This window comes from Rhodococcus sp. ARC_M6 (assembly GCF_022810305.1).
GTDB lineage: Bacteria > Actinomycetota > Actinomycetes > Mycobacteriales > Mycobacteriaceae > Rhodococcus_F.
On sequence record NZ_JALGQH010000019.1, the window covers coordinates 43,203 to 65,767 of the forward strand.

The 22,565-nt window shown below is 59.8% G+C and carries 18 protein-coding genes and 2 tRNA genes; 7 read left to right on the plus strand and 13 right to left on the minus strand.

Features of this window, described 5'->3' with window-relative positions; translation table 11 throughout:
• Window positions 1-75 precede the first annotated feature (75 nt).
• The 13 genes from MTX36_RS19080 to dnaA all read right to left on the minus strand — a co-directional run bounded on the left by MTX36_RS19080 (window position 76) and on the right by dnaA (window position 16,740).
• A complete protein-coding gene (locus tag MTX36_RS19080) occupies window positions 76-1,743 on the minus strand; it encodes an alpha/beta-hydrolase family protein (protein ID WP_243621263.1) in 1,668 nt (555 codons plus the stop codon).
• 202 nt (window positions 1,744-1,945) lie between these two features.
• Window positions 1,946-2,018, minus strand: a tRNA-Ala gene (locus MTX36_RS19085).
• 175 nt (window positions 2,019-2,193) lie between these two features.
• Window positions 2,194-2,267: transfer RNA gene (locus MTX36_RS19090), tRNA-Ile, on the minus strand.
• A 74-nt stretch (window positions 2,268-2,341) separates the two neighbouring features.
• Entirely contained in the window at window positions 2,342-3,625 is a 1,284-nt protein-coding gene (locus MTX36_RS19095; protein ID WP_243621264.1) for a DUF3566 domain-containing protein, read from the minus strand.
• Window positions 3,625-6,156 carry a DNA gyrase subunit A gene (gyrA, locus tag MTX36_RS19100; RefSeq protein WP_243621265.1) on the minus strand — a complete coding sequence of 844 codons (2,532 nt, stop codon included), beginning with the start codon at window positions 6,154-6,156 and terminating at the stop codon, window positions 3,625-3,627. Before gyrA ends, MTX36_RS19095 begins: the two co-directional genes overlap by 1 nt.
• A gap of 91 nt (window positions 6,157-6,247) precedes the next feature.
• A complete protein-coding gene (gyrB, locus tag MTX36_RS19105; RefSeq protein ID WP_094270593.1) occupies window positions 6,248-8,281 on the minus strand; it encodes a DNA topoisomerase (ATP-hydrolyzing) subunit B in 2,034 nt (677 codons plus the stop codon).
• A gap of 198 nt (window positions 8,282-8,479) precedes the next feature.
• A complete protein-coding gene (locus tag MTX36_RS19110; RefSeq protein ID WP_243621311.1) occupies window positions 8,480-9,376 on the minus strand; it encodes an alpha/beta fold hydrolase in 897 nt (298 codons plus the stop codon).
• 111 nt (window positions 9,377-9,487) lie between these two features.
• Window positions 9,488-10,612 carry a PDR/VanB family oxidoreductase gene (locus MTX36_RS19115; protein ID WP_243621312.1) on the minus strand — a complete coding sequence of 375 codons (1,125 nt, stop codon included), beginning with the start codon at window positions 10,610-10,612 and terminating at the stop codon, window positions 9,488-9,490.
• Window positions 10,612-11,505 carry a metal-dependent hydrolase gene (locus tag MTX36_RS19120; RefSeq protein ID WP_243621266.1) on the minus strand — a complete coding sequence of 298 codons (894 nt, stop codon included), beginning with the start codon at window positions 11,503-11,505 and terminating at the stop codon, window positions 10,612-10,614. The genes MTX36_RS19115 and MTX36_RS19120 overlap by 1 nt, the downstream gene beginning before the upstream one ends.
• An 85-nt stretch (window positions 11,506-11,590) precedes the next feature.
• Window positions 11,591-12,124, minus strand: a complete 534-nt coding sequence (locus MTX36_RS19125; protein WP_243621267.1) for a DUF721 family protein — start codon at window positions 12,122-12,124, stop codon at window positions 11,591-11,593.
• Window positions 12,117-13,331 carry a DNA replication/repair protein RecF gene (gene recF / locus MTX36_RS19130; protein WP_243621268.1) on the minus strand — a complete coding sequence of 405 codons (1,215 nt, stop codon included), beginning with the start codon at window positions 13,329-13,331 and terminating at the stop codon, window positions 12,117-12,119. Before recF ends, MTX36_RS19125 begins: the two co-directional genes overlap by 8 nt.
• Before the next feature lie 57 nt (window positions 13,332-13,388).
• Entirely contained in the window at window positions 13,389-14,573 is a 1,185-nt protein-coding gene (dnaN, locus tag MTX36_RS19135) for a DNA polymerase III subunit beta (RefSeq protein ID WP_094270588.1), read from the minus strand.
• A 610-nt stretch (window positions 14,574-15,183) separates the two neighbouring features.
• Window positions 15,184-16,740, minus strand: a complete 1,557-nt coding sequence (gene dnaA, locus MTX36_RS19140) for a chromosomal replication initiator protein DnaA (RefSeq protein WP_094270587.1) — start codon at window positions 16,738-16,740, stop codon at window positions 15,184-15,186.
• 814 nt (window positions 16,741-17,554) lie between these two features.
• Here dnaA and rpmH point away from each other — a divergent pair.
• The 7 genes from rpmH to rsmG all read left to right on the plus strand — a co-directional run bounded on the left by rpmH (window position 17,555) and on the right by rsmG (window position 22,512).
• Window positions 17,555-17,698, plus strand: a complete 144-nt coding sequence (rpmH, locus tag MTX36_RS19145) for a 50S ribosomal protein L34 (protein ID WP_094274674.1) — start codon at window positions 17,555-17,557, stop codon at window positions 17,696-17,698.
• Between the two features lie 26 nt (window positions 17,699-17,724).
• Window positions 17,725-18,105 (plus strand): ribonuclease P protein component, encoded by a 381-nt coding sequence (gene rnpA, locus MTX36_RS19150; RefSeq protein ID WP_243621269.1) that lies wholly within the window; start codon window positions 17,725-17,727, stop codon window positions 18,103-18,105.
• Complete coding sequence (yidD, locus tag MTX36_RS19155) at window positions 18,102-18,455, plus strand: membrane protein insertion efficiency factor YidD (RefSeq protein ID WP_094270585.1); 354 nt, start codon at window positions 18,102-18,104, stop codon at window positions 18,453-18,455. Before rnpA ends, yidD begins: the two co-directional genes overlap by 4 nt.
• 4 nt (window positions 18,456-18,459) lie before the next feature.
• The gene (yidC, locus tag MTX36_RS19160) at window positions 18,460-19,578 is read left to right on the plus strand and encodes a membrane protein insertase YidC (protein ID WP_243621270.1); all 1,119 of its coding nucleotides are present in this window, start codon (window positions 18,460-18,462) and stop codon (window positions 19,576-19,578) included.
• A 20-nt stretch (window positions 19,579-19,598) separates the two neighbouring features.
• Window positions 19,599-20,168, plus strand: coding sequence for a R3H domain-containing nucleic acid-binding protein (locus MTX36_RS19165; protein WP_243621271.1), 570 nt, complete (start codon window positions 19,599-19,601; stop codon window positions 20,166-20,168).
• A 147-nt stretch (window positions 20,169-20,315) separates the two neighbouring features.
• Window positions 20,316-21,557, plus strand: coding sequence for a serine hydrolase (locus tag MTX36_RS19170; RefSeq protein ID WP_243621272.1), 1,242 nt, complete (start codon window positions 20,316-20,318; stop codon window positions 21,555-21,557).
• A gap of 274 nt (window positions 21,558-21,831) precedes the next feature.
• The gene (gene rsmG / locus MTX36_RS19175) at window positions 21,832-22,512 is read left to right on the plus strand and encodes a 16S rRNA (guanine(527)-N(7))-methyltransferase RsmG (RefSeq protein WP_094270581.1); all 681 of its coding nucleotides are present in this window, start codon (window positions 21,832-21,834) and stop codon (window positions 22,510-22,512) included.
• Window positions 22,513-22,565 lie beyond the last annotated feature (53 nt).

The window sequence follows — 22,565 nt, forward strand, 5'->3', positions numbered from 1 at the left end:
AGGGTAACACATACTTCATTTCGGTCAACCCGATAAGGTTCCACACTTAAATTGCTGTACTGCAACCACTTTCAACTACTTGGTCGGCTCCACATTTGTTGTCAGGATCGCACGCAACTGGTTCGTGTTCTCGGGTGTCCACGTCGCGGGATGCAGGATATTCGCCCACATATCCGCCGCATCTTCGCCGTAATTGTGTCCGTGACCGGACGGAACATCCGCCGAGAACACCATGTCCAGAGTGACCTGCCAGAACGTCACCAACGGAATCCACGTCATACCCGGATCGACGTCACGACCCTCCGGCTTCTCCCGCAGCCAGTCCGGCTTGTGGAACAGAAGGTCGAATGACCACCAGGTAATCGGATCACTTGCGTGCTGCCAGTAGACGATTCGATCGTCTTCCCAATCGGCCTTCAATTCGAGGTCTTCAGGGTCCGCCGCAAACCGGATCGTCTGGCCACCGTCGATCACCGGAAGAATCTCACGCGAACCCGAATCACGGTCGTTGGTAATTTCCTGCCACTGAGTCGTAAAGTTCGGCGTACCTACCCACAGTGCGCCGTCGACGCGAGTCATCATGTCCTGAGCACCGGCAAAAGCTGCCTGCCCACCGTAGGAGCCGAGGCTCTCACCGAACACGACAAGCTTGGGACGCGTCTCGACCGGCATGTCGATCCACTCGGCAAAGACCGCGTTGAACAATGCGCGGCCGGCAACCTGCGGTGTCTCCCGGTCCGCGATGAAAGCCAACGGACTGGGCAGGAACGAATACTGCATCGACGCGATAGCCGTGTTGCCGTCCTCGACGTACTCGAACGACGACGCCACATCCTCGTTGACCCAACCGCGACCGGTCGTCGTCACCACAGCCAACGTTCCACGATCGAATCCACCGGTGCGCTTCAATTCCGCCACCACATGGTCTGCAACACCACGAATCGAATCCGAGGACTCACGTCCCGCGTACACCCGGATCGGTTGTTTCGCCTCACGGCCGGTCAACTGCGAAATCTCTTCCGCAGTAGGCCCGCTACCCATGAAGGTGCGGCCCTCCTGCCCCAGGGTGTCCCAGGCTTCCGGTGACATGGGCGAACCACTGCGCTCGGCAATCAGCGGCTGCTCGACGCCGTCAGGTGTCTCGGTATCCGCACCCGAGAAACTCCAGTTCGCGAAGGCGATCAACCCGTTGTACAGCGCACCGTTGATGACAAAGAAACCGAACGCGAACACAACGACGAGGCTGGCAACCTTCGCCGCCTCCTTGGGCACGAATCGCAGAGCAACCTGCGTCAAACGATTGGTCGTGAAGCGGAGGCCCCGAGCCGCCTCGAGCAGAATGAACCAGATGAACAACGAAATGATCAGAACCAAGAGGTAGTTCGCCTGATTGGTAGGCGGCATCTCCACCAGACCCCGGACGATCTGCTGCCACCATGACCCGAGAACCAGGAACAGCGGAACCAGAATCACCGCCGCGGCCGCCATGACCCACCACGCGATCTTCTTCGTCCGCTCCGACCACTTCGGTTCCACACCACACTTGCGAACCATCCACGCGATCAGCGTTCCGAGTGCGTAACCCATCGCCAAGGAGATGCCCGTCGCGACGCCCTGCAAATACCAGGCACGCGGAAGCAGTGAGGGCGTCATGGACCACACAAAAAAGACCAGGGCAAAGGCGAGGCCGACGGGATGCAACGTCCCAAAATATCGGCGCAGGCGGTCCCACACAGGTTTCATGCGGGAATCGTATGCTTCGCCCTGGGAAATGGGCTATTCCTTCGCCTGCGCTCGCCACCGCGGCAGAGCGAACGTACCGTTCGGCGCATCTAAGGCGATGTACGTGGCGTTCGCTCGATGACGGGACAGGCACATAGGCCCGGCATACAAAAACACCCTCCCGGTTTCCCGGGAGGGTGTTTTCTGTCAATCTATTTCACTGTGGAGCCTAGGAGATTCGAACTCCTGACATCTGCCTTGCAAAGGCAGCGCTCTACCAACTGAGCTAAGGCCCCGTTCGGTTTTCCGACCGGAGTCAGACTACCTATGTTCTATCCTGTTTCCAAATCGTGCCAAACCTTGCCTCCGCGCCGACTTTTGATCAGATTGGTGACTACGAGAGACACCAGAACGACGGCCCCAACAAGCAGGAAAACCTTCATTCCAGCAACCCTTCTTCGGCACAAGGAGTGGGCCTAGGAGGACTTGAACCTCCGACCTCTTCATTATCAGTAAAGCGCTCTAACCACCTGAGCTATAGGCCCTTGAACCGGTCCAAAGATTACCCCACCGGTCCCGCAACACCAAAACGGGTCCGGCGGAGCAACGTTTCCGCAGGTCAGTCGCGGTCGGCGAGAGTTACCTCAACGCCACCGACGAGATCACTGCAGAGGTTGTAAATGAACGAACCGATCGTGACGAGCGCCGTGAACAACACCATGTTGGCCACACCGATCACTGCGGAGTAACCGAAAACCTGCCCGGCCGTCACCAGTCCACCCGAACTCGAATCCGACACGATGTCCGTGAACGCGTTATTCAGGCGGTCCCAGACGCCCATGCCGTCCAGCACGACGTAGAGGAGGCCCACAGCCACCATCCACACGAAGAACAGCGACACCGAAATCACGGATGTGATCTTGAGCGTGGACCACGGATCGATACGACGAATCTGCACAGTCGCCCGCAGTGGCGCCCCCTCCGATGCCTGTCCAGCAGCTACGTGAGATTTGTCACTCACCGCTGCCTGTGGCAGTGGATGCTTCGCCTCGGAGAGGTCCGGCATGTCCTTCGGCAGATCCTTACGACTGATGTGTCGAGTCGGACCGTCGATCGCCGCGGCCTTCGCTTTGGGGCTCGGGGCCTTGGAATTTCCAACAGGAGAGTTTCCAGCAGCAGGTGTTCCCACACCAGGATTCCCCGCCGGCAGATTCTGCCCCTTGGGTGCGGCGATCCCGGTGATCACCGGCCGTGCGGGCTGGCCTGCCGGACGGACCGGCGGTGGTCCGGACGGACGACCTGCCGGCGCCGGACCTGCAGTACGGGCTGCCTGCGGCGCACCCTGCGGCGCACCGGAAGGACGGTCGGCCGGTCGCTGATTCGCTGGACCGGTCTGCGGCTTCCCTGCCTGAGCAGGCTGGCCTTTCCTGACGTCAGGTCCGGGTGAGACAGGACGCGTGATGTTGGTCTGAGGTTCCCGCTGCTGCGCCGGACCCGGTTGCTGCTGGGGACCCGGTTGCTTGGGCGGCTGCTGACCACGCTGCCACGGAGGAGCCTGATTGCCCCGAGCCTGAACTGTCGGCGCCTCGGGAGCCTTCGGCGCGGCGGCCGCGGGTGCGGGTGCGGGTGATGAACTCTTCTCTGCACCCGCCACTGCCGGCTTCCCAGCCAGCGGCGCAGCTGACTTATCTGCCACCGGCGCCACAGGCTTGTCCACCACAGGCGCTGCCTGCTTCTCGGCCGGTGCCTTGGCGCCGGCCATAGGCCCGTCAGGCTTGGCGTCGGCCGAGGGCTTAGAGCCCCCGGCACCCGCCGGAGCAGTTACCTGCTCCGGCTTCGGTGGCGTCGAACCGGAAGTGCTCTCGCTCTTCTGGTCACTGCCCGGCTGGTTGGGAGTGCTCACTAAGACTCCTTAGCTCCATCGGCATTGTCTGCGCTGTCGGTGTTCTCGGCAGCAATCTCTTCGGGCTCGTCGGCGTTGCGCGCAATTGCGAGCAGGGTGTCGCCGTCGCCGAGGTTCATCAGACGGACACCCTTGGTCTGGCGTCCGGCCTTACGAACCTGCTTGGCTGCGGTACGAATAACGCCGCCGCCCGAGGTGATCGCGTACAGCTCGTCGTCGTCGTCGACGATGAGCGCACCGACCAGAGTGCCACGTTTCTTGTCGTACTGAATCGTGAGTACGCCCTTGCCGCCGCGGCCCTGGACCGGGTAGTCCTCCATACCAGTTCGCTTGGAGTAACCGCCCGACGTCGCGACCAGGAGGTACTTACCCTCACTGACAACGTTAAGCGAGAGCAGCTCGTCCTCGCCGTTGAAGCGCATGCCCTGGACGCCGGAAGTGGCGCGGCCCATCGGACGCAACGCTTCGTCGGTCGCGGAGAAGCGGATCGACTGTCCCTGTGCCGAGACGAGAAGCAGATCGTCGTCAGCGGAGCAGAGAACAGCGCCGACCAGTTCGTCTTCGTCGCGCAGGTTGATCGCGACGATGCCGCCACTGCGGTTGGAGTCGAAGTCGGTGAGCTTGGACTTCTTGACCAGACCGTTGCGGGTAGCGAGCACGAGGTAAGGCGCGTCTTCGTACGTCTTGATCTGGATGACGGACTGGATGCGCTCGTCCGGCTGGAAGGCCAGCAGGTTCGCGACGTGCTGTCCACGAGCAGTACGGCTGGCTTCGGGCAGTTCGTATGCCTTGGCGCGGTAGACGCGGCCCTTCGTGGTGAAGAAGAGGAGCCAGTCGTGCGTCGAGGTGACGAAGAAGTGCGAGACGATGTCGTCCTGCTTGAGGCCGGCACCCTGAACGCCCTTGCCGCCGCGCTTCTGCGAGCGGTAGAGGTCAGTCTTGGTGCGCTTGGCGTAGCCGGTCTCCGTGATGGTGACGACGACGTCTTCGCGGGCGATCAGATCTTCGTCGTTGACGTCTCCGTCAGCGGCGATGATGCGGGTACGACGGTCGTCGCCGTACTTGTCGACGATTTCCTTGAGCTCGTCACGGACGATCGCACGCTGACGCTCCGGCTTTGCCAGAATGTCTTCGAGGTCCGCGATCTCGATCTCGATCTCGGCCAATTCGTCGACGATCTTCTGACGCTCGAGAGCGGCCAGACGACGCAACTGCATCGCGAGGATGGCGTCCGACTGAATTTCGTCGACCTCGAGGAGGTTCATCAGTCCGGCGCGGGCGACGTCAACGGTCTGCGACGCACGGATCAGGGCGATGACCTCGTCCAACGCGTCGAGAGCCTTGACCAGACCACGCAGGATGTGAGCGCGCTCTTCAGCCTTGCGGAGCAGGTACTTGGTACGACGAACGATGACCTCGAGCTGATGCGTCGTGTACAGACGGATCATCTGGTCGAGGCGCAGCGTGCGCGGCACTCCGTCGACGATGGAGAGCATGTTGCAGCCGAAGCTGGTCTGCAACTGGGTGTGCTTGTAAAGGTTGTTCAGCACGACCTTGGCGACGGCGTCACGCTTGACGGTGACGACGATGCGCATGCCGACGCGGTCCGAGGACTCGTCGTGAATATCGGAGATGCCACCGATCTTGGCATCACGAACCTGATCCGCGATCGAGGTGATCAGGTTGTCCGGGTTGACCTGGTAGGGCAGCTCGGTGATGACAATTGTGGTGCGGCCCTTGGTATCTTCTTCGACCTCGACCACACCGCGCATGCGGACGGATCCGCGGCCGGTGGTGTAGGCATCCTGGATTCCCTGGCCGCCGACGATCAAGCCGTGGGTCGGGAAGTCGGGACCCTTGACTCGTTCCATGACGGCCGCGAGGGTGGATTCCTCGTCGGCTTCGTAGTTCTCGAGCGCCCAGTAGATGGCGTCGGCAACTTCACGCAGGTTGTGCGGCGGGATGTTGGTGGCCATACCGACGGCAATACCGTTGGAACCATTGATCAGCAGGTTCGGGATACGGCTGGGAAGAACCGTAGGTTCCTGGGTCTTACCGTCGTAGTTCGGTGTGAAATCGACTGTCTCGTGGTCGATTTCACGCAGCATTTCCATCGCGAGCGGCGTAAGCCGGCACTCGGTGTAACGCATGGCGGCAGCGCCGTCGTTGCCTCGGGAACCGAAGTTTCCCTGGCCGTCAACGAGGGGGTACCGCAGCGACCACGGCTGGGCCATACGAACCAGGGTGTCGTAGATCGAGGAGTCGCCGTGGGGGTGGTAGTTACCCATGGTCTCGGCGACCGGTCGGGCAGACTTCACGTATCCGCGGTCGGGACGATTTCCGGTGTCGTACATCGCGTACAGCACGCGGCGGTGCACGGGCTTCAGACCATCGCGCACATCCGGCAGAGCGCGACCGACGATGACGCTCATGGCGTAGTCGATGTAGCTGTTCTGCATTTCCTGCTGGATGTCGACCGGTTCGATCCGGTCGTGTTGCGGACCGTCCGGTGGCAACGTGGTGTCGGTCATGAGCTCACTTTCTTAAGAAGAATGGGGGCAAGCCCCTCGTGCGCCTTCTTGGTAGGTCGAACTACCGAAAAGGCGCACAGGGCCAGAGGCCCTACACGTCGAGGAAACGAACATCCCGGGCATTGCGGATGATGAAGCTGCGCCTGGCCTCGACGTCCTCGCCCATCAGCACGCTGAACAGCTCGTCGGCAGCGGCCGCGTCGTCGAGCGTGACGAGACGCAGAACTCGCACCGACGGGTCCATCGTGGTTTCCCACAGTTCCTTGGCATTCATCTCGCCGAGGCCTTTGTAGCGCTGGATGCCGTCGTCCTTGTTGATCTTCTTGCCGGCCGCGAGGCCAGCCTTTACCAGGACGTCGCGTTCACGGTCCGAATAAGCGAAGTCGGGCTCACTGCGCTGCCATTTGAGCTTGTACAGCGGCGGCTGTGCGAGATAGACCTTGCCGGACTCGACCAGCGGCCGCATGAAGCGGAACAACAGGGTGAGCAGCAGGGTCGCGATGTGCTGACCGTCCACGTCGGCGTCGGCCATGAGCACGATCTTGTGATAGCGCAACTTTGCGATATCGAATTCGTCGTGGATACCGGTACCGAAAGCGGTGATCATCGACTGGATTTCGGTGTTCTTCAACGCACGATCGAGACGGGCCTTCTCGACGTTGAGGATTTTTCCGCGCAGCGGCAGGATCGCCTGGTACATCGAGTCGCGACCGGACTTTGCCGAGCCACCTGCGGAGTCGCCCTCCACGATGTAGATCTCGGACTTTGCCGGATCGTTGGAGCGGCAGTCTGCGAGCTTGCCGGGCAGGCCACCGAGATCGGTGGCGCTCTTACGACGCACCAACTCACGGGCCTTACGAGCAGCGATACGTGCCTGAGCCGAAGAGACGGCCTTGTTCACGATCGTCTTGGCGTCGGCGGGATTCGCCTCGAGCCAATGCTGAAGGTGCTCGTTGCACGCCTTCTGCACAAACGATTTGACCTCAGTGTTGCCGAGCTTCGTCTTGGTCTGACCCTCGAACTGCGGCTCGCCGACCTTGACGGAGACGATAGCTGCGAGGCCCTCACGGATGTCGTCGCCGTTGAGGTTCTGCTCTTTTTCCTTGAGCAGCTTCTTGTCACGTGCGTACTTGTTGACGACCGTGGTCAGTGCGGCGCGGAAACCTTCTTCGTGCGTTCCACCCTCATGTGTATTGATGGTGTTGGCGAAGGTGTGCACGGACTCCGAGTAACCGGAGTTCCACTGCATCGCGACCTCGAGCTCGTGGCCCGTGCCCTTGGCTGTGAAGCCGACAACCGAGTTGTGGATGGGGGTCTTGGACTTGTTGATGTGGCGAACGTAGTCCTCGAGGCCACCCGGGTAATGGTAGACGCGGGTCTTGGCCTTGCGAGGTGCTGCCGCGACAGCTTCCTGCGCTTCAGCCGACTTGGGCGCTTCGGCGACATCGAGCGCATCTTCGTCGACGTCGATGACCTCGGCCCGCTCGTCGGCGAGCGTGATGGTGAGGCCCTTGTTGAGGAAGGCCATCTCCTGCAGTCGACGCGCGACGGTCTCGAAGTTGTAGCGAGTGGTCTCGAAGATTTCCGGGTCGGCCCAGAAGGTGACCGTGGTTCCGGTCTCCTTGGTGGCTGGGCCTTGAATCAGCTCACCCGGCTTGGAGTCCGTGTACGTCTGATGCCACTCGTAACCGTCGACCTTGATGTCGACGTCGAGCCTGGTGGAGAGCGCGTTGACCACCGAGATGCCGACACCGTGTAGACCACCGGAGACCGCATACGAATCGGAGTCGAACTTGCCGCCGGCGTGCAGCTGGGTCAGCACGACCTCAACGGTGGGAACCCCGGAGGAGTGCATTCCGACCGGGATGCCGCGGCCGTCGTCGACGACGCGGATGCCACCGTCCTCGAGGAGTGTGACCTCGACCTTTGTGGCATGTCCGGCCATCGCCTCATCGACAGAGTTGTCGACGACCTCCCAAATCAGGTGGTGCAGGCCGCGTTCACCGGTGGAACCGATGTACATGCCTGGGCGCTTACGTACCGCTTCCAGTCCTTCGAGGACCGTGATGGACGATGCGTTGTAGTCCTTGCTGGACGTGCTTGTATCTGACTTCTGGGCAGCCACGGGTGGGTAGCTCTCCTTCTCCGTCAATACTCGAGCGCAACCGTCAGCAAACCCTTGCGGGGTGTCGTCGGAGCGGGTTCGAGAATGTTGCCGCTAGTTACCGAAATTCATCTTACTGGTAAGCACCGACAGGAACCGCTCAATGACACCCCTGGTTGCTTCGCAGGCGAATTATTTTGGCCCCAGGAAGGTGAAACGCTAGGAAGATTGCTTGACTGAGCGACGCTCGCCCAGGGTCGTAATAAATGCCCGCGCATGTTCGGCAACGTCACCGGCGTGCGAAATCGGCGACCAATGACCAGCAGGAATCTCGCTTCGCCGCAGGTCAGAGACCCATTTTTCGGTATCCTCGTAACCCACCGGCCGGACCGCCTTGTCGTACTTGTTCAGTATCAACTGAACGGGCACGTCCGTATACCTGTCCCGAGGCTTGCCGAGAGACGCCCTGATATTTGCCCGGTAGAGCTTGAGTCCGTTGACCATGTCATCTGCGATCGTCGGTGCCGTGTTCACCAATTTCGGGTCGAGACCGTCGAAAAATCTGAGGAACGCCGGCCAATGCTTCGAAAACCACAACCTCAACGGCACCGTGCAGAGGCCCGGAATCTGAAAAAGAACGGTGTACGCCGACGCCACTCCCTGCGCTGCCGGGCCGAGAAAACGCCGCTTGGACGCACTGGACCGGATCCATTTTCCGAGATGGTCGAGATTGGGGCCCGAGATAGAACTGAACGACGCGATCTTCTCTTCCGCGCCGGGTTCGCACACCGCTTCCCAGGCTTCGACGGATCCCCAGTCGTGAGCGAGGACGTGAACTGGCTTGTCGGGGCTGACTGCGTCGATGACGGCAAACAGATCAGCGGCCAGTGCGCTGAGTTGATAGTCCTGCACTCGCGACGGAACGGTGCTCTCGCCGGCTCCGCGACTGTCGTAACTCACCACCCGGAAATCGTCGGCCAACAACGGTGCGACGCGACTCCACAGTTCGTGGGTATCAGGCCAACCGTGGACCAGGACGATGGTTTCGCCGTCCGCTGGTCCTTGCTCGAACACGGCAAGGCTGACGGCACCGTTGGTGACGCGGCGAGCGGTCACGGGGTGGGTAGTCACGGGGTGGGTAGTCACGGGGTGGGTAGTCACGGGGTGGGTAGTCACAGCATGGAGAGGAGAGTGCTTGGTCATCTGTGAACCTTTCGGTACGAGAATCTAGAGATCGAGTACAAGTCGTCCACCGTCGGAACGCGAGACGCAGATGAGCATCTCGTTTTCCTGCTCGGTGTCGGTCAAACGGTTTTCGCGGTGATCCGGAGTGCCCGCGAGTACCTTCACGCGACAGGTACCGCAGAATCCCTGCTGGCAGGAGTAGCCGACTCCCGGCAAGGTTTTCTTGATGACGTCCAATGCAGATTGGTCCGCCGGAACGGCCAACACACGCCCCGAGTTGACCAGTTGCACTTCGAACGGGACGCCGTCTGTTACCGGCGGCGCACCAAACCTTTCGAAATGCAAAGCTGTGGAAGGTGTTTCACGGAACCCGGTGCGTACGGCGTCGAGCATCGGCGTCGGACCACAGCAATACACTGCTCCCCCTACCGGAGCTTTTCCCAGAAGATCTGCAGCAGTGGGTAACCCGTATTCATCGTCGGGCCGCACGAACACCCGCTCCGGATCCCACCCGGCGATCTCTTCGAGAAACGGCATGGATTCACGAGATCGACCTGAGTAGACGAAGTACCAGTCCATCTCCAATTCTCTTGCAGCCCTGACCATTGCAATGATCGGCGTGATGCCGATCCCGCCAGCAACAAAAAGTGCGCGTCCACCGGCGACAAATGGAAAGCCGTTGCGTGGTCCTCGAACTGTGACGTGATCACCGGGTTGGAGGGCATGCATTTCGACCGATCCACCACCACCATCAGGGATCCGGCGCACCGCGACGCTGTATCCCGTGGCATCAGCCGGGTCTCCGCACAACGAATACTGCCGGCGTATACCTGAAGGAAGATGAAAGTCCAGGTGCGAACCGGGATGCCACGGCGGAAGTGCTACGTCATCGGTTGATTCAAAGCGCAGCCGAACCACATTTTCATCCGTCGCGACCACTTCCCTCGAGGCAACCACCATTTTCAAGGCGGTATCAGGGTTGTAGCCGGCGATCTTCGGGTTGTAGTCGTAGGCCGTCAAAACCCGAAGGTACTTGTCCGCCAACAACTCTGTAAGTTGCATGGCTCGGTCGGGTCGTCCGCGACCGGCAAGATCCGGTGGAGCCTGGTACCGCGGCAAACCGCCGTGCCCGGTCAGAACGTCCTTGATCCTGGAGATGGAGGGAATCACTTTGCTGCCGCCTGAGCTGCCGGCGAGGACGCCAAATACTTCACCGCCTGGGCCGTCGAGCCCTCGTTGCTGGGATGGTACGACTTCGAGAAGTACGTCGACATCCGCTTCACCAACTCGTAGCTTGTCGGCACGGTGCCCCGCTTGCCGGCGGCGACAAAATCGGAGAGGTGAGGGCGACGTCTGCTCGGAGCCTGCGCAGCGAGTTCGGGATCGTTTCGCATCAGGAATCGGGTTCCGCGGATCCACAGCCACACAATTACGGGCGTCACCAGGATCTGAGTACGAACTCTGCGGCTTTCACGCTTGTCGAAGTAGCGCATGACGTCGTACGCCACCGAGCGGTGTTCCACTTCTTCGGCACCGTGCCAGCGGAGCAGATCGAGCATGGTCGGGTGCATTCCCGCGCGATCGAGACCCTTGGCGTTGAGAACCCAGTCACCGAGAAATGCCGTGATATGTTCGATGGCTGCAATGATCGCCAACCGTTCGACCAGGTGATTCTCGGCCCGCAAACCCGTCATCGGGCGAGGCCCGAGCAGTTTCGAGAACGTCCATTCCATCTGCTGGGTATACGGCGTCGGATCCAGTCCGTTTTCCTTCAGATGGACAAGTACGCCGGTGTGCGCACCGGCGTGCATGGCTTCCTGGCCGATGAATCCGACGACGTCCTCGCGAAGCTTCTCGTCCTCGATGAGAGGGAGTGCTTCCTTGAACGTTTCGACGAACCACGCTTCACCCGCCGGCAGCAACAGGTGCAGCACGTTGAGTACGTGAGTACTGAACGGATCACCGGGAATCCAGTGCATGGGCAGGTCGGACCAGTCGAATTCGACGTTGCGAGCCTGCAACAGAATGTGGTCGGGCTCCGCGTAAATCTTGCTCGACATTTCGATTACTCCTCATGCCTGTGACACAGTTCACCTATGACGAAGGTTAACTGTAACATGAAGTAATAGGTATAACTAGGCTCGCTCAGCCGTAAGTATCGCGAGGTCCACGGCCTTTGACGTGCCGTTCACCCTTCCGCCAGCTCGGCGCACTCGGTCCGGTGATTCGAAGTGTCTTCACGACGCCGTCACCCACCGCAGCAGCGATTTTCGCAAGGATCTGGGACTGCATCATCCGCAGCTGAGTAGCCCACGCCGTGGACTCTGCCGAGATACTCAAAACGCCGTCACGCAGAGACATCGGTTCGGCGTGCGCAGAAATGTCTTCACCGACCACCTGTGGCCAGCGGCCCAGAACGGTGCCCTCCGACACCTTGGGGGACCATCCGCGGGATTTCGATATCGCGCTGGTCAAAGAGCCGAACGGTTGTGGATCGCGGGCATCCGGACCAGGACCGGACCAACCGCCTCGACGACGCGGTCGACCACTGCCGAACTTCGGCGACGAGCGTCCCTGCCCGACGGATTTACCGTTGGCCTTGGCAGCAGCGCGGGCCTCCTCGAGGGCGCGGCGGGCCAGGTCGATTCCCCGTAGTTCCGGTTCTTTCTCGTCACTCATCGGATTCGACCTCCTCGGATAGATCCTTCGAGACTATCCGCGAAATCCGACCTTCGGGGGTTTCCGACGCTTCGACACCGAACTTGGCTGCCTCGAGTTCTTCCGGAACATCCTCGGGAACTGCCGCGGTGATGAGGACCTGTTCAGCGGTGGCGGCAACTGCGGCCAAGGCCTGTCGACGACGCCGATCCAACTCGGCAAAAACATCGTCGAGAAGAAGCACAGGATCACTGCCGTCGGTTCGCAACAGCGAAAACCCGGCCAGTCTCAGTGAGAGCGCATAAGACCACGATTCCCCATGGCTGGCAAAGCCTTTCGCGGGAGTATCGCCGAGAACCAGCTCGAGGTCATCACGATGCGGACCGACCAGACACACACCTCGGTCGATCTCCTTGGTTCGCATCACCGACAGTTCGTGGTGAAAACGCTCCTCGAGGTACGCGACGTCATCGATTCCGGGAACCCTTGTGGGATCAGTGAATTCGGGATCCAACGAGGTTCCGAGGCTGCTTCGATAACGAATGGAGGCAGGTCGAGATTCTGGTGCTATCGATCGATACGACTCTACGAGATGCGGTGCAAGATCGTGAACCAACTCGAGGCGTCCGGCCAACAGTTGTGCCCCGTGAGCAGCAAGATGCCCGTCCCACACCTCGAGGGTGGAGAGCACATTCTCACCGGAGCCACGTCGCAGAGCCGCGCCGGCTGTCTTCAGAAGCGCCGAGCGTTGACGCAGAACTTTGTCGTAATCGGCACGTACAGCAGCCATTCGGGGAATCCGCGACGTCAACAGTTCGTCGAGATAGCGTCGACGGTCGCTGGGATCACCACGCACCAAAGACAAGTCTTCGGGAGCGAACATCACCGACTGCAGAATTCCCAGAACTTCACGGGGACGTCGCGTCGGCGACTGATTTATCCTGGCGCGGTTGGACTTTCCTTCGATCAACTCGACGTCGATCGTAAGCTCACGTCCGGCATTGACCACTGTGGCACCGGCAAATGCGCTAGCAGTACCGCTGCGAATCATCGGGGCATCGGCGGAGACCCGATGAGACGACAGCGTCGACAAGTAACCGAGTGACTCGAGGATGTTGGTTTTACCGTGTCCGTTGGAACCGAGGAACACGGTTGTACCCGGAAGAAGGTCGAGTGTCAGGGAATCCCAGGAACGGAAGTCCCGCAAAGAGAATCTACGAACGAACACTGTGGTTTCCCCGGATCCGAATGTCGGAGAGCCACCAGGACTCTCCGACGTCAACTATCAGCCGGGAAGACGAACCGGCATCAGCAGGTAGGTGTACTCGCTCGAGGGCGCAGCGAAGTTACCGGATTCGTCCGGTGTCGGATCTTCTTCGGTAGCCGGACGCAGGACAGCCGGACGGCTGGGAGTCGTGAAGCCGAACAGGACGTTTTCGCTGTGCAGCGAGGTTAATCCGTCGTTCAGGTATCCGGGGTTGAACGCGATTGTCAGCGGTTCACCCTGGAACGTCGCATTGAGGGTTTCTTCGGCGCGACCAGCGTCGTCGCCACCAGCGGAGAGCAGGAGACCTTCAGTGGAGAACTGCATACGCACCTGAGCGCCACGCTCAGCCACGAGAGCGACACGCTTGATGGCTTCGATCAGCGGAGCTACCTCGACGGTTGCCATGGCTGTGTGAGTCGCGGGCAGCAACTGACGGAACTTGGGGAATTCTGCATCGAGGAGACGCGTCGTTGTACGACGACCGTCATTCACAATGCCGAGGAGTCCGTCGTTACCGATGCTCGAGCCGGAACCGAGAGCGAGCTCGACCGGCGAATTTGCATTGCCGGCAAGAGTTTTCGCGGATTCCGACAAAGTCTTGGCCGGGATGAGAACTGCTGCTTCTACATCCGGATTGGCCGGAGTCCACTCGAGTTCACGAACAGCGAGACGGAAACGGTCTGTTGCGGCAAGGACGATGGAATTCTGCTTGATCTCGACGCGAATACCCGTCAGCATCGGCAGGGTGTCATCTTTGCCGGCAGCGATGGCGACCTGGCTGATTGCTTCGGAGAACAAATCAACCGGGATGGAACCTGACTGCTGCGGAAGCGTCGGAAGCTGCGGGTAGTCCTCGACCGGCATTGTGGGCAGGGAGAACTTTGCGCTTCCGCACGAGATGAGAACGCGAGTGCCCTCGAGGGACACATCGACAGGCTTGTTAGGCAGGGACTTGGTGATGTCAGCCAAGAGGCGACCCGAGACGAGTACCTGACCCACGGTGGTCACATCTGCGGAGACGCGGACCTGAGCTGAGACCTCGTAATCGAATCCGGAGACGGTGAGTCCCTGTTCGGTTGCATCGAGAAGAACTCCGCCGAGGACGGGAACAGGCGGCCTCGAGGGCAGGCTGCGGGCAACCCACGCGACTGAGTCAGCGAATTCTTCCCGGGAAACGCGAAACTTCAGGCTTCCAAGCTCCATCGCCGGGTGATTCCTCTCGGTAGTCATGTTCTGGTGGTGCGAATCCGCATCAGCTCGTCACAAGTCTGACACAGACGGTAACGACGAGTCTGACCCAGACGGCAACGACGCCAACCGTATGCCCTCGAGGGGCGATGAGGAAAGCCGAAGCCGGGACGGGCGGTCCGCCTCGAGGGGTTCCTAACAGGAGTTGTCCCCAATTCTGTTTTCAAAGAGCTTTTCCTAGAAATTTCTCAGTAGTAGTAATAAGTCCTGTGCAATCTGTGGAGTAACGGTTGTTGATGCAGGTCTGCCCCCTCGAGGGCCTGTGGACTTCTCGAGGACAGACTCGAGGAGCGATTGGCCCCTTCTGTGCACAGTTGAAAAGTTTTCGGATTCCTCCTCGAGATCTCCACAGACTTCGGGAGTTATCCACACAGTTATCCCCAGATGTGAATACTTTTCAAAGGAACTTCCGAGTTCGGTCAAACCGGCGTGTCTAACACGGGCGTGTCGCGAGTTTCGAAGGACCGTTCGCCCTTGAGGGGCCCAATATCGGGGGCGCCGAAAAACACCGATGCCGCTCAAGGGACAACTCCCCTCGAGCGGCATCGGCTCGAAAAACTGCAGGTCAGCGCTTAGAGCGCTGTTTGATCCGAGCCGTCAGCTCCTGGACCTGGTCGTAAACCTTGCGACGCTCGGTCATTTCCTTACGAATCTTCTTGTCGGCATACATGACGGTGGTGTGGTCACGTCCGAATGTCTGACCGATCTTCGGCAATGACAAATCCGTCAGCTCACGGCACAAATACATGGAGATCTGGCGTGCCTGTGCGAGCGGACGGGCCTTACCGGGCCCACACAGGTCGTCGATCGACATATTGAAGTATTCGGCCGTGACGGCCATGATCGTCGCTGCGTTGATCTCGAGGCTCGACGAATCCGGCATCAGATCGCGAAGGACAACTTCGGCCAACGTCAGATCCAACGGCTGACGATTGAGCGAGGCGAACGCGGTGACACGAATCAACGCGCCCTCGAGTTCGCGGATGTTGCGCTCGATCCGGCTGGCGATCAGCTCGAGGACGTCGTGCGGCACCTCGAGGCGATCCATCCTCGCCTTCTTACTCAAGATCGCGATACGCGTCTCGAGTTCCGGCGGCTGAACGTCGGTGATCAGGCCCCATTCGAATCGGGTCCGCAGTCGCTCCTCGAGGGTTGCCAACTGCTTGGGCGGCCGGTCGGAGGAGACGACGATCTGCTTGTTCGCGTTGTGCAGGGTGTTGAAGGTGTGGAAGAACTCTTCCTGGATACCTTCCTTGCCCTCGATGAACTGGATGTCGTCGACCAGCAGCACATCTGTTTCGCGGTAGCGACGCTTGAACGCAACCTTGCGGTCGTCACGAAGACTGTTGATGAAGTCGTTCGTGAACTCTTCGGTAGAGACGTATTTCACGCGCATGCCCGGGAAAAGGCGTTGTGCGTAGTGGCCGGCGGCGTGCAGCAGATGCGTCTTGCCCAGTCCCGACGCTCCCCAGATGAAGAGGGGGTTGTACGCCCGGGCGGGGGCTTCGGCGATCGCGACGGCAGCAGCGTGCGCAAAACGGTTGGAAGACCCGATGACAAAGGTGTCGAAGGTGTACTTCGCGTTCAGGCTGTTTGCACCGGAGTTGGACGACGACGGTGTGGACGGCGGTTTCGTGAAGTACGACGGCCACGATTCGTGAACGCTTGCGAGCGCTTCCCGGTCGTCGTCGACTTCTTCGCTCTCGGCTGTTTCGGAGTCCGAGGGTTCTCCGTCACCTTCGGTGAATCGGCGCCGACGGTAGGCACCGGAACTGTTGACCGATTCGAACTGTCGGCTTCCGGTGCGTTCTTCGGGTTCGGCCGACGGATCGGAGTCCGGCGGAGCGATACGGACGCCGAGTCCTTCTACCTGTCCGCCGAGGTGTCGTCCGAGTGCTTGCAGAATCGGTTCGCGCAGATCGCGTTCGATTGTCTCTTGAGCGAAGGACGACGGAACCGAGAGGAGTGCAAATCCTTGTGCGAGTGTGAGCGGCTTCACCAGACGAACGAACGCCTTCTGCTTACTGCTCAGTATCGGAAGATCGTTCCCGGGGTCATCACTCGTGAGTTCTGCAACCACGTCGACCCAGGCACGTGCGAGCGCGTTGGGATCGTCGTTCACGTGGTTCCTTCCCATGTTTCGGCGACAGGTGAGTGTGCTGGCGCTGCCGAGCGCATTGCTGCGGCGTGGATGTTCGGTGGTGTGGCACCTTTCGGTGTATCGCCCCACCTGAGGTGAGAACCTCGTAAGGCTACGAATATGCCACCTGAACTGTGTTTCCACACAATTATCCACAGATGTGGACAAACGTGCACAGAGTAGGTTTTTTTGTGGCCGTTTTCTTGAAATCCTGACGAGAAACCCATCTACCTGCAGGTTTGTGGGGACTCGAGGCGTCGGACACTCGGTGGTAGCGATGCGTTAATACTCACAGCCCTGTGGATGAATGTGGAAACTCGGGTTTCCACGTCGAAACCTGCGCCTCGAACCGAATGTGCAGATGAGACCTTGTCGAGTGGTTCCACGCCGGAATTGCGTACACCGGGATTTGTCTGCCCCGGTTCGGGTTGCAAAAATGTTGCCAAGGTCACACCTGCTGCCTCGCTCGAGGTCACGGCCCTATGCACAGGTTCAGGCAATCATGTGGGATCTTCGGACTTTTGGCGTGTCGCATTGCTCGGCGTGAGAGGTCCGTCGAAAGTGCTGGTTTGACCTTGGCAACGGTGGTAAGTAACCTCTAACAGTCACCCGTTGGCGGTGATCATTTCGTGCTGACTACACATGTCGGGTCGGAAGGATTATCCAAGCCGCTTGTCAGGTGGAGTACGTAGTTAGTCCTAGCTAGCTAGATCCGGCTAGATCCAAGGCGCTCAAGTGGTGCCGATTTAAATTGAGGGCGCCGGGAGGCGCCAATGAACTTCGAGGAGTGTTGACCGTGGCCAAGGGCAAGCGGACGTTCCAGCCGAATAATCGCCGCCGCGCGCGTGTTCACGGCTTCCGTCTTCGTATGCGTACCCGTGCGGGTCGTGCAATCGTTTCGGCGCGTCGCCGTAAGGGCCGCGAATCCATTACAGCCTGATCTGATTTTGAGTTCAGGAGCTCGGGGTGTTGCCTGAGCCGTACCGGTTGCGTCGCCACTCGGATTTTTCCGTGGCGGTGCGACGCGGTCGTCGTATGGGAAGACGCGACCTTGTCGTGCACGCGTTCGATCGCGAGCAAGTAGAGGCGCTGGTAGTAACAAATCACGGTCCCCGTTTCGGGCTGATCGTGAGCAAGGCTGTCGGGCCGGCGGTGATTCGACATCGAGTCGCGCGCCGGCTTCGTCATATCTGTGCAGACCTCGCACAGCAGGTTTCACCCGAGACGGATGTGGTTATCCGTGCTCTCCCGGGTAGTGCCACCGCCAGTTCTGCGGAACTGGCCGTGCAACTGCGCGCAGGTCTGAAAAAAATGAACCTATTGGTGTCGGTAAGTGAAGAGCCATGAGTACTCCGCTCTCTGAGCAGATCGAATCTCCCTCGGCCTCCCGTTTCTTGACGGTGTTGAAGGTCGTGCGTCGTGCTCCCGCCACTGTTCTGATCTTCTGTATCGAGCTGTACCGGACATATGTGTCGCCCTTGCGGATGCCGACCTGCCGGTTTACCCCCACTTGTAGTGAGTACGCAGTCGAAGCACTGCGCACGCATGGGGCGATCAAAGGCCTTTTCTTGACTGTGGTGCGGTTGGCGAAGTGTGCCCCCTGGCATTCTGGAGGGTGGGACCCCGTCCCTGCCCGTCGTGACCGTGATGCGGGTTGCCGCCACCCTGGTCCTATGGACGAACAGAGGAGTACTTAGAGCCGTGCTCAATTTCATTTACTATCCGGTTTCCGCGATTCTGTGGGTCTGGCACAAGGTCTTCGGCTTTGTGTTGGGCGCAGACAGCGGTATCGCCTGGGCACTGTCCGTGGTGTTCCTGGTGTTCACGTTGCGTGCTGTTCTGTACAAGCCGTTCGTGAAGCAGGTCCGCACCACCCGTCAGATGCAGGAATTGCAGCCCCAGATCAAGGCTCTGCAGAAGAAGTACGCGGGTGACCGTCAGCGTCAGGCTGTCGAGATGCAGAAGCTCCAGAAGGAGCACGGATTCAACCCGATCATGGGTTGCCTCCCGGTCTTGGCTCAGGCGCCGGTGTTCATCGGTCTGTTCCACGTTCTGCGCTCGTTCAACCGCACCGGTACGGGCATGGGCCAGCTGTCAATGACGCCGGCGGAAAACGCTTCTACTGCCAACTACGTGTTCAGTCCGGCAGACGTTCAGTCCTTCCTGGATGCTCGACTGTTCGGTGCACCGATTTCGGCAGCTATCACGACACCGGTTGCTCAGCTCCAGGCTTACGTCACCGAGAACGTTCCGGAACTGCCATCGCGACTGAACATCATCTTGGTTGCCGTTCCGCTGATGATCATCGCCAGCATCGCGACGCACTTCAACTCACGCGCTTCCGTTGCTCGTCAGTCCGAGGCTGCCGCAGCCAACCCGCAGTCCGCGATCATGAACAAGCTCGCGCTCTATGTTTTCCCGCTGGGTGTTCTTGTCGGTGGACCGTTCCTGCCGATCGCCATCCTGCTGTACTGGGTGTCCAACAACATGTGGACCTACGGCCAGCAGCATCTCGTCTTCCGCAAGATCGATGCCGAGGAAGAAGAGAAGAAACAGGAAGCGATCACGCGTCGCAACGACAATGCTCCGAAGCCCGGCGCCCGGCCGGATCCCACGAAGAAAAAGGGTTCCCCGGCTGCGTTGAAGACTGCGGATTCGTCCGACGAAGAAGCAGACCAGCCTGAAGTTTCGCTCCAGAAGCCGGAGAAGCCTGCGCCGAAATCAACCGGTGCAAGCGGCGGCGGTTCCACGTCGAAACCGAAGCAGAACCGGTCACAGACCAATCGCGGTAACTCCCCCAAGCGCAATAAGCGGCGCTGATCGAGGAAAGAGAACGACCAATGTCCAGTGAAGCTGATATCGCTGTGGATGGAGAAAACTCAGACGTGAGCACCGAAACTGCTGCGCCGGTTACCGAGGTCGATATCGATTCCGACCTCGACGACTCCGATGACGATTTGATCGAAGAAGGCGAAATCGCCGGCGATTACCTCGAGCAGTTGCTCGACGTGCTCGACTTCGACGGCGACATCGACTTGGACGTCGAGGGCGATCGCGCGATCGTGAGCATCGACGGTGGAGACGATTTGACCAAGCTGGTCGGTCAGAAGGGTGAGGTTCTGGATGCTCTCCAGGAACTGACCCGGTTGGCTGTTCAGCAATCGACCGGTGAGCGAAGCCGCCTGATGCTGGACATCGCAGGCTGGCGTGCGGGTCGCCGCGAAGCACTCAGTACCCTTGGTGCGGAAGCTGCTGCGCGGGTTCTCGAGACCGGTGAGCGCGAAGAGTTGGCACCGATGACGCCGTTTGAGCGCAAGATCGTGCACGACGCCGTCGCTAAGGTCGACGGTGTTTCGAGCGAAAGTGAGGGCGCTGAGCCTTCACGTCGAGTGGTTGTCCTCAAGGACTGACACTCCCCTGAAGCAAGAAAATGCGGGCCCCGGATTCTTCCGGGGCCCGCATTCTTGTCGGTGTGCGAAGTGATGTGTTTCACGTGAAACGATCTGTCCGTGCCTTCCTCCGAGGGCAGCACATCATGACTGACAGGATCATCGAGAATGACCGAGCCCGACGCTGTCCCGTCCGAGAATTCCCATCGCTCCGACGGGGGCAGTGCTGAGAAGCCTCAGAAGCCTCGCGGCCGGCGAATCCTGAGCGGGATTGCGATCGGGGTTCCCGTGACGGTTGTAGTGCTAGTAGCAGGCCTGTTTGCCGCTACTGCAGTGCTCGACATTCCGTCTCCGCCGACGCTGGCGAGGCTGCTGACCGATGCACCGTCGGGGCAAGGGCTGCTCTACCCGGCCCGGCCCGTGGCGGCTTCACCCGATCCGCGGCCGTTCCCGGTCGTGGCTGCTCCTCTACCGGATACCGTGCCGTGGAAGGGCACGCAGATCTCGGTTACCGATTTTCTCGAGACCACCAATACAAATGCCTTCCTGGTTCTCCGTGACGGCGTGTTGACGCACGAGTGGTATCGCGACGGCATCGAGCCGACTACACAGATGGCGTCGTGGTCGATGGCGAAATCCGTTGTGTCCCTTATGATTGGGCGCGCGATCGAGGCCGGAAAGCTCAGTGAGGACGATAGGCTCGTCGACATTCTCCCCGAACTTGCGACGGGTGGCGAGTACGACGCTGTCACGGTTCGGAACCTGCTGGACATGACTTCGGGTATCGATGTGTCGGAGAATTACAATCCTTACTTTCCCCTGACGGGCACCGCGCGGATGTATCTCAGCCAGGACCTCGGTGAGTTTGTCCGTGACCACCGCGGACTTCGGTTCCCGCCCGGTATCGAGGGAGAGTATCGAAGCGTCGACACCCAATTGTTGGGCCAGGTTCTTGCCGAGGTTGAGGGAACATCATTGACCGAACTTCTCCAACGCGATATCTGGGCGCCGGTGGGCGCTCAGGATGCCGCGACGTGGAATCTCGATCGAGACGGTGGCCAGGAGAAGGCCTTCTGCTGTATCAACGCCACCGCTCGTGATTTTGCCAAGATCGGACAGTTGGTTCTCGACGGCGGAGTCGCACACGGAACCCAGGTTGTTCCGCCGGCGTGGATTGCTCGTATCACCTCCCCTTCGCCGCATCAGGTTTCCTCGTGGGGTTACTCGGCCCAGTGGTGGCACCCGGCCGGCGGTGACGGGCGGGACCTCTCGGCGATCGGCGTCTATGGTCAATTCATCTATGTCGACCCGGGAACCGGCACTGTCATCGTCAAACTCAGTGATCATGGTGCCGAACAGGACGAGCAGGAAACCTTCGATGCGATGCGGGCAATCGCCGATTTCCGCTAGCCGTGGCCTGACGGACATGTTTCACGTGAAACCGATTTCAAGAACATTTCATGGGAATTAATCCCTATGTAAGTACTAAGGCTAGTTTCGTCACTGTGATGATATTAATTCTGCTATTCAGATTTTTGTACCAATGTTTCACGTGAAACCTGGCGCCGAATTGAACTAGTTGGCAGACTCACAGCGAGTCGACGCGTAGAAGTGAACACTTGTCGGTGACAACACGGATAATGACTTGAGTCTTGATTGTTGATTTCGCGGTATTCGCGGGAGGATGTTTCACGTGGAACAAAATGGTGCGCCGTCGGTTGACTGGGATGAACAAGCGACTGCGCGCGCTGTGTTCGGTGACAGATACGACATCGCGGAACGGTACTACCAATCCCTTGCTACAGATGGCGTCGAGCGCGGCCTCATCGGCCCCCGCGAGGTGCCCCGGTTATGGGAACGTCACCTACTCAATTGCGCCGTAATCGGTGAACTGATTGCCGAAGGTGAGTCCGTCGTCGACGTGGGAAGTGGCGCTGGGCTTCCCGGAATTCCGCTCGCAATCGCACGACCGGATCTCAAGATCACTCTCGTCGAACCGCTTTTGCGTCGATCGGTTTACCTTGCCGAGTTCATCGAAGCCAACGGGTTGGATGTGCTTGTCGTTCGTGGGCGCGCCGAAGAATCGGGTGTGGTGAAGGAGGCGGGCGGCGCCGATGTCGTCACTTCGCGTGCCGTCGCTCCTCTGGAAAAGTTGGCACGGTGGTCACTCCCCCTCATTCATGAGCACGGACGGATGCTCGCCTTGAAGGGGTCGAGTGCCGCCGAAGAGATCGAACGAGACCGAACCGCGTTGACAAAACTTGGTGCCGGCAAGTTCGAAATACTCGAATGTGGATCCGAGTTTCTCCGGACTCCGACGGTTGTGGTCAAGGCAGAACGCCTCCCCAAACGACGTCAGCGCTGACGATGTCCGCCAACAATTCTCGGATGACGATGGACAAGAAAGTACAGATGATG